This is a genomic window from Streptacidiphilus melanogenes (genome assembly GCF_000787835.1).
GTDB classification, from domain to species: domain Bacteria; phylum Actinomycetota; class Actinomycetes; order Streptomycetales; family Streptomycetaceae; genus Streptacidiphilus; species Streptacidiphilus melanogenes.
The window spans coordinates 1-9,062 of the sequence record NZ_BBPP01000067.1; the positions used below are offsets into that span (position 1 = coordinate 1).

Annotated in this window: 1 protein-coding gene; it reads right to left on the reverse strand. The window is 73.5% G+C overall.

The genetic code is table 11. From position 1 onward, the window contains the following. Nucleotides 1-9,062, reverse strand: a 9,062-nt coding sequence (locus TR49_RS36930) for a type I polyketide synthase (RefSeq protein WP_042390242.1), incomplete at both ends; no start/stop codon positions are given.

A 9,062-nucleotide genomic window follows, 5' to 3' on the forward strand; every position in this document is an offset into this window, starting at 1 on the left:
ACCACAGCGCCCTCGACCGGAGAAGACTCGCCCACGGTGACGGGAGACTGCTCCAGCACGACGTGCGCGTTGGTGCCGCTCATGCCGAAGGAGGACACACCGGCCCGGCGCGGGTGGCCGGTCTCCGGCCACGGCTGGTGCTCGGCGAGGAGCGCGACCGCTCCGGCCGACCAGTCCACGTGGGGGTTCGGCTCGTCGATGTGCAGGCTCTGCGGGAGCTCGCCGTGGCGCATCGCCAGCACCATCTTGATGACGCCCGCGACACCGGCCGCCGCCTGGGTGTGGCCGATGTTCGACTTGATCGAACCCAGCCAGAGCGGCTGGTCCTCGGAGCGATCCTGACCGTAAGTGGCCAGCAGCGCCTGCGCCTCGATCGGGTCACCGAGGGTCGTGCCGGTGCCGTGCGCCTCGACCGCGTCGACCTCACCGGCCGTCAGACCGGCGTTCGCCAGCGCCTGCCGGATCACCCGCTGCTGCGAGGGCCCGTTCGGCGCCGTGAGACCGTTGCTCGCACCGTCCTGGTTCACGGCCGAACCACGCACGACCGCCAGCACGGGATGCCCGTTGCGCTCCGCGTCCGACAGCCGCTCCACGAGCAGCATGCCGACGCCCTCACCCCAGCCGGTGCCGTCGGCGGCCGCCGCGAACGCCTTGCAGCGGCCGTCGGTGGCCAGCCCGCGCTGGCGGCTGAACTCCACGAACGCGCCCGGGGAGGACATCACCGTCGCGCCGCCCGCGAGCGCCATCGTGCACTCGCCGCTGCGCAGCGCCTGGACGGCCAGGTGCAGGGCCACCAACGACGAGGAGCACGCCGTGTCGACGGAGACCGCCGGGCCCTCCAGGCCGAAGGTGTAGGAGAGACGACCGGAGACCACGCTCGCCGCGTTGCCGGTGCTGAGGTAGCCGGCGAGGTCGTCGGCGGTGTCCATCGCCAACTGGAGGTAGTCCTGCCCGTTGGTGCCGACGAAGACGCCGGTCCGGCTGCCGCGCAGGATCGTCGGGTCGATGCCCGCGCGCTCGATCGCCTCCCAGGAGACCTCCAGCAGCAGACGCTGCTGCGGGTCCATCGCCAGCGCCTCGCGCGGCGAGATGCCGAAGAACGTCGGGTCGAACTCGGCGACGTCGTAGAGGAACCCGCCGTGACCGGTGTGCGACGAGTGCGCTTCGTCGGTACCGGCATGGAGCAGTGTCTCCAGGTCCCAGCCGCGGTCGGTCGGGAAACCGGAGATCGCGTCGGCTCCGGAGCTGAGCAGCTGCCACAGCTCCTCGGGCGTGCTGACGCCGCCGGGGAAGCGGCAGCTCATCGCGACGATGGCGATCGGCTCGTCGTCGACGGCGGTCGACGCGGCGGCCGCCAGGGCGGGCAGCGCCTCGCCGAGCAGTTCCGAGCGCAGGTACTCGGCCAGCGCGGCCGTGGTCGGGTAGTCGAACACCAGCGTGGCGGGCAGGGCCAGACCGGTCGCCGTGCCCAGGAGGTTGCGGAACTCGACGGCGGTCAGCGAGTCGAATCCGAGCTCGCGGAAGGCCTTGCCGATCTCGACGGACTCCGGGTTGCCGTAGCCCAGCACGGCGGCCACGTTGCCGCGCACCACGTCGAGCAGCACGCGATCCCGCTCGGCTTCGGGCAGTGCGGCCAGGCGTTGCGCCAACGCGGTCGCCCCGCCGACGGCGGAGGCGGGCGCGGCCTGATCGATCGCGCGGCGGGCCTCGGGCAGGTCGTCGAACAGGCGGCTGGCGCGCACCGCGACGAAGGCGGGGGCGAAGCTCTCCCAGTCCAGGTCGGCGGCGACCACTGCGCTGTCCTCGACGCTGAGCGCGCGCTGGAGGAAGGCCAGGCCCAGCTCGGGTGCCATGGGCCGCAGTCCGCCTCGGCGCAGACGTTGTTCGAGGGCTGCGTCGGCGGCCATGCCGCCCTGGGCCCACGGGCCCCAGGCGATCGACGTGGCCGCGAGGCCGTCGGCCCGGCGCTGCTCGACGAGCGCGTCCAGATAGGCGTTGGCGGCGGCGTAGTTGCCCTGTCCCGCGCTGCCGACCGTGCCGGCGATCGAGGAGAAGAGCACGAATGCCGAGAGGTCGTCGGTGAGTTCGTGCAGGTTCCGGGCGGCGTCCACCTTGGGGCGGGTGACGGCGGCGAGGCGCTCGGCGGTCAGGCCGTCCACGACGCCGTCGTCCAGCACACCGGCCGTGTGAAAGACCGCCGAGACCGGCTCGTCCAGCGACGCGAGCAGCGCAGCCAGCGCCTCACGGTCGGCCACGTCACACGCGGCAAGGGTGGCAACCGCACCCAACTCGCGCAGCTCGTCGATCAGTTCAGCGGCGCCCGGGGCGTCCGGACCGCGTCGGCTGGTGAGCAGCAGGCGCTCGGCGCCGTTGCGGGCCAGCCAACGGGACACCTCCCCGCCCAGCGCACCCGCGCCGCCCGTGACGAGCACCGTGCCCGAGGGCTGCCACTGGCGGCTCGCCTCCCGGCCTGGTGTGCGCACCAGGCGACGGGCGAAGACACCCGTCGGGCGGACCGCTACCTGGTCCTCCGGACCGGTGAGCACGTCTGCCAGGCGAGCGAGCACGCGGTCGTCGACGGTCTCCGGGAGGTCGACCAGCCCACCCCAGCGCTCCGGATGCTCCAGCGCCACCACCCGGCCCAGACCCCACAGCTGCGCCTGCTCGGGACCGGTGAGCCGGTCGGCAGGACCGGTCGACACCGCACCGCGCGTCACGCACCACAGCGGCGCGGCGACCCCGGCATCCCCCAGCCCCTGCACGAGCGCCAGGCCGGCGGCCACAGGCATGGCCTCGTCCAGGGCCAGCAGGGACAGCACGCCCGTCACCGGCGCCTGCGTCTCCGGCAGGCACTCGGCGAGCCGGGTGCGGTCGGCGTCCGCTGCGTCGACGTCGATGCGGTGGACGTCCACGCCGCGATCGGCCAGCACGCGCAGCGTGCCCAGAACCGCGGGGTCGTCGGCGGCGGCGGTCGGAACCGCCACCAGCCAGGTGCCCGACAGCACACCCGGGACCGCCTCGGTGACCGGCTTCCAGGTGGTCTGGTAGCGCCAGCCGTCCACGGTGGAGCGATCACGGTTCTGCCGACGCCAGGCCGACAGGGCGGGCAGCAGCGCGGCGAGCGTGTCGGCGTCCTCGACCGCCAGGGTGGCGGCCACCGCGTCGACGTCCTCGCGTTCCACCGCCTCCCAGAAGAGCGCGTCGGACGCGCCTTCTGAAGTGCTGTCGAACGCCGGGGCTGCGGACTCCAGCCAGAACCACTCGTGCTGGAAGGCGTAGGTGGGCAGCTCGGTCCGGCGGGCGTTCCGACCGGCGAGAACAGCCTGCCAGTCCACGGCCGCACCGCGCGCGTGGGCCTGCCCGACTGCGGCGGTCAGGGCACGCGCCTCGGGACGGTCAGCGCGCAGCGCCGACGCGAAGGCGACGTCCTGAGCCGTGGCACTCTCCTGACCGAGAGCGGAGAGCACGCCGTCCGGGCCGAGCTCCACGAAGGTACGGACGCCCTCGCGCTCCAGGGTCTCGACGGCGTCGCGGAAGCGGACCGCCTCGCGGACGTGACGCACCCAGTACTCGGGCGACGTCAGGTCGGCGTCCTGGTCGAGGGTCGAGACGATCGGGATCCGGGGAGCGTGGAAGGTCACGCTCTCGGCGACGGTCCGGAAGTCGTCGAGCATGCCGTCCATCAGCGGCGAGTGGAACGCGTGGCTGACCGTCAGCCGCTTGGTCTTGCGACCCTCGGCGGCCAACTGCTCGGCCACGTCCAGGACGGGCTGGTCGGCACCGGAGATCACGACGGAGGTCGGGCCGTTGACGGCGGCGATGCCCACCTCGGCCTCGCGGCCGGTCAGCAGCGCGAGCACCTCGTCCTCGGACGCCTGCACCGCCACCATCGCCCCACCCGACGGCAGCGCCTGCATCAACCGGCCACGCGCCGCCACCAGCTCTGCGGCATCCGCGAGCGAGAGCACACCCGCCACGTGCGCGGCGGCCAGCTCGCCGATCGAGTGACCGGCCAGGAAGTCCGGGCGCATTCCCCACGACTCGACCAGGCGGAACAGTGCCACCTCGATCGCGAAGAGCGCCGGCTGCGTGCAGGCCGTCTCGTCGATCCGCTCACCCGCGAAGACGACGTCCTTCAGCGGACGATCCAGGTGACGGTCCAGCTCCGCGCAGATCGCGTCGAACGCCGCCGCGAACACCGGGAACGCCTCGTACAGCTCACGGCCCATCCCGGCTCGCTGACTGCCCTGGCCGGTGAAGAGGAACGCAAGGCGCCCCGGCGCCGCCACGCCCCTGACCACACCGGCTGCCCCTTCACCCGCAGCCAACGCCCGCAGCGAGCGCAGGAGTTCGTCGTCGTTCTCGGCGACCACGACCGCACGGTGCTCCAGTGCGGCGCGCGTCGTCGCCAACGAGTAAGCAACATCGACCGGTTGGGCACCTGCGTGCTCCTCGACGAAGGAGAGCAGACGTCGGGCCTGGGCCCGCAGCGCGTCCGCGCTCTTCGCGGAGAGCAGCCACGGCAGCACCGGCGTGCGCCCCGGTTCGACGGTCGCCGCGGAAGGCTCGATGTCCTCCGGAGCCTGTTCGACGACGGTGTGCGCGTTGGTGCCGCTGATGCCGAAGGACGAGATCGCCGCTCGGCGCGGCCGCCCGGTCGCGGGCCACTGCCGCGCCTCGGTCAGCAGCTCCACCGCGCCCGCCGACCAGTCGATGTGCGTCGACGGCCGGTCCACGTGCAGCGTCTGCGGCAGCACTCCATGCCGCATGGCCAGCACCATCTTGATGATGCCCGCGACACCGGCCGCGGCCTGGGTGTGGCCGATGTTGGACTTGATCGAGCCCAGCCAGAGCGGCTGGTCCTCGGCGCGGTCGCGGCCGTAGGTGGCCAGCAGTGCCTGCGCCTCGATCGGGTCACCGAGGGTCGTGCCGGTGCCATGCGCCTCGACCGCGTCGATCTCACCGGGCGTCAGGCCCGCGTTGGCCAGCGCCTGGCGGATCACCCGCTGCTGCGACGGACCGTTGGGGGCGGTCAGGCCGTTGCTCGCGCCGTCCTGGTTGACGGCCGAACCGCGCACGACCGCGAGCACGCGGTGGCCGTTGCGGCGGGCGTCGGACAGCCGCTCGACGAGGAGCATGCCCGCGCCCTCGCCCCAGCCCGTGCCGTCCGCGGCGTCCGCGAAGGACTTGCAGCGACCGTCGGGCGACAGGCCGCGCTGGCGGCTGAAGTCGACGAAGGTCTCCGGCGTGCCCATCACGGCGACGCCACCGGCCAGTGCCATCGTGCACTCGCCGTTGCGCAGCGCCTGAATCGCCCAGTGCAGCGCGACGAGCGAGGACGAGCAGGCGGTGTCGACGGTGACGGCCGGGCCCTCCAGCCCGAAGGTGTAGGCGACGCGCCCGGAGACGATGCTGCCCGAGTTGCCGGTGCCCAGGTATCCCTCGACCCCGTCCGGGAGCTCGCCGATCGCGCTGGCGTAGTCGTGGTACATCAGGCCGGCGAAGACACCGGTGCGGCTGCCGCGCAGGGTCGTCGGATCGATGCCGGCGCGCTCGATGGCCTCCCAGGAGACCTCCAGCAGCAGCCGCTGCTGCGGGTCCATCGCGACGGCCTCGCGGGGCGAGATGCCGAAGAACGACGGGTCGAACAGGCCCGCGTCGTGCAGGAAGCCGCCCTCGCGGGCGTACGAGGTGCCCTGGTGGTCCGGGTCCGGGTGGTAGAGGTTCTCCACGTCCCAGCCGCGACCGGCGGGGAAGCCGGAGATCGCGTCCGATCCGGAGGACACCAGGCGCCACAGGTCGTCCGGCGATTCCACACCGCCGGGGTAGCGGCAGGCCATGCCGACGATCGCGATGGGGTCGTCCGCCACGTCCGTGGCCGAGGTGGCCACGACCGTCTGCGACTCGTCGCCCAGCAGCTCACTGCGCAGGAACGCGGCCAGCGCAGAGGGGGTCGGGCAGTCGAAGACCAGCGTTGCGGGCAGCCGCAGACCGGTCGCACCGTTGAGCTCGTTGCGCAGCTCGACGGCGGTCAGCGAGTCGAAGCCGAGCTCCTTGAACGCCCGGCCACCCTCCACGGCCGTCGCGTTCGAGTAGCCGAGGACAGCCGCCACACGACCGCACACCAGGTCGAGCAGCGCGGCTTCGCGCTCCCCTGCCGGGAGCGCCAGCAGACGGCCGGTCAGCTCCGAGCCGCCGGCCTGCGAGCCGGCGCGCGCGACCCGGCGCACCGGGACCCGGACCAGCCCGCGCAGCAGCGGCAGAACCTCACGGCCGGCGTCCTGGCGCAGCGCGGCCAGGTCCAGGTGCATCGGGACCAGGGTCGCGGCGTCCGTACGAAGGGCGGCGTCGAAGAGAGCCAGTCCCTCCACGGCGGTGAGACCCTGCACGCCGGAGCGTGCCATTCGGTCGACGTCGCCGTCGCCGAGTCCGGCCGCCATCCCGGCGCCCTCGGCCCACAGGCCCCAGGCCAGCGAGACGGCCGGGAGGCCCTGCGCCCGGCGCGCAGCGGCGAGGGCGTCGAGGAAGACGTTCGCGGCGGCGTAGTTGCCCTGACCCGGACCGCCGAAGGTACCGGCGGCGGAGGAGAAGAGGACGAACGCGGAGAGGTCCGAGGTGAGTTCGTGCAGGTTGAGGGCAGCGTCCAGCTTGGGACGCAGCACCGTGTCGAGCCGCTCGGGGGTGAGCGAGGAGACGATGCCGTCGTCCAGCACACCGGCCGTGTGCACCACACCGGAAACCCGCTGCTCCGTGAGCAACCCGGCCAGCGCCTGACGGTCCGCCACATCACACGCCGCGACCGTGACGTCCGCACCCGACTCGGCCAGCTCAGCGACCAGTTCGGCAGCGCCCGGCGCGTCCGCCCCACGCCGCGAGACCAACAGCAGGCTCCGCACCCCGTGCTCGGCCACCAAATGCCGGGCCACCAGACCACCCAACATGCCGGACGCACCCGTCACCAGCACCGTGCCCTCGGCTTCGAACACCGGCACCGGCTCGGTCGCAGGCGTCCGGGCCAGCCGTGGCACGCGCACGATGCCCTCACGCACCGCAAGTTCGGGCTCGCCCGACGCCAGCGCCCCGGCCAGGAGTGCACCGGACGCGGCGTGCGCGTCGAGGTCCAACAGGGTGAACCGGTCGGGGTTCTCGGCCTGCGCCGAACGCAGCAGACCCCAGACCGGCGCATGCACCAGATCCTGCGGCCCCGCCTCGTCGGCGGCCACCGCGCCACGGGTCACCAGGACCAGGCGGGAGGCCGCGAACCGCTCGTCGGTCAGCCAGGCCTGGATGGCGGCAAGCACGTCGGTCAGAGCGGACCGGACCGCTGCGGCGAGGTCGGCGGCGCCGACGGTGCCGGCGATGGCGGTGTCCAGGGCGAGCAGGACCGTGTCGGGCACGGCCCGACCGCCGTCCACCGCCGCAGCCAGCGCGGCCAGGTCGGTGAACACCTCGGCGCCCGAGCCGAGCACGTCCTCGCGCAGCGCTGCCCAGCCTTCGGTGGGCGCCGAAGACACGGGAGAGACCGGCAGCGGGACCCACTCCACCCGGAACAGCGAGTCCGTGGACCCGCTGCGGGCCGCCCGCACCTGCTCCTCGGACACCTCGCGCAGCACCAGCGAGTCCACCGAGGCCACCGGGTGGCCGGACTCGTCGGCCAGTTCCAGGGCGATCGCGTCGGGTCCGGTTCGGGACAGCCGAGCGCGCAGCACGGCTGCGCCCGAGGCGTGCAGCGTCACCCCGTTCCACGCGAACGGCAGCCGGCCGCGCCCGGTGTCCGCGAGTACGTCACCGATGCCGACCGCGTGCAGCGCGGCATCCAGCAGCGCCGGGTGCAGGCCGAAGGAGGCCGCGCCGTCGCGGGCGTCCTGCGGCAGCGCCACCTCGGCGAACACCTCGTCGGTCCGCCGCCAGGCGGCGCGCAGGCCCTGGAAGACCGGGCCGTAGCCGAAGCCGGCGGCGGCCAGGCGCTCGTAGAGGTCCGTCACGTCGACCTCGGTCGCACCGGCCGGCGGCCACTGCGCCAAGTCGGACGACGGCGCCTCGGCGCTCGTGCCGGGAGCGAGCACGCCGGCGGCGTGCCGGGTCCACGGCTCCTCCGGCAGCGCGTCATCCGGGCGCGAGTGCACGGAGAGCGGACGGCTGCCCGACTCGTCCACCGCGCCCAGCGCCAGCCGCAGTTGAACGCCCCCGTGCTCGGGCAGGACGAGCGGTGCCTCCAGCGTCAGCTCCTCCAGCACGGAGCAGCCGACCTGGTCGCCGGTGCGGATCGCCAGTTCGACGAAGGCGGTGCCCGGCAGCAGCACCGAGCCCATCACGGCGTGGTCAGCGAGCCAGGGGTGCGTCTGCACCGACAGCCGGGCGGTGAACACCAGGCCGTCCCAGTGCGGGAGTTCGATGCTCGCGCCGAGCAGCGGATGTCCGGGGGCGGCGAGCCCGAGCGACGCGGGATCCCCGGTCGAGGTGCCGCCCTCCAGCCAGTACCGTGCCCGCTGGAAGGGGTAGGTGGGCAGGTCGATCCGACGGCCACCGGTCCCCGCCAAGAGGGCGTGCCAGTCCACTGCGACACCGCGCACGTGGGCCTGCGCGAGCGCCGTCGTCAGCGTGCGGACCTCCGGGCGCTCTGCCCGCAGGACCGGCGCGAACATGACGTCGTCGGCGGTGGCGCAGTCCTGGCCGAGGGCAGAGAGCACGCCGTCCGGGCCGAGCTCCACGAACGTGCGGACGCCCTCGCGCTCCAGCGTCTCGATCGCGTCGCGGTAGCGGACCGCCTCGCGGACGTGACGCACCCAGTACTCGGGCGTGGTGAGGTCGGCCTCCTGGTCGAGGGTGGAGACGATCGCGATCCGGGGAGTCTGGAGGGTCAGACCCGCCACGACCGCGCGGAACTCGTCCAGCATCGGGTCCATCAGCGGCGAGTGGAACGCGTGGCTGACCGTCAGCCGCTTGGTCTTGCGACCCTGCGTCGCCAGCTGCTCCGCCACGGCCAGCACGGCCGCCTCGGTGCCCGAAAGTACCACCGAGGTCGGCCCGTTGACCGCCGCGATCCCCACCTCGTCGGAGAG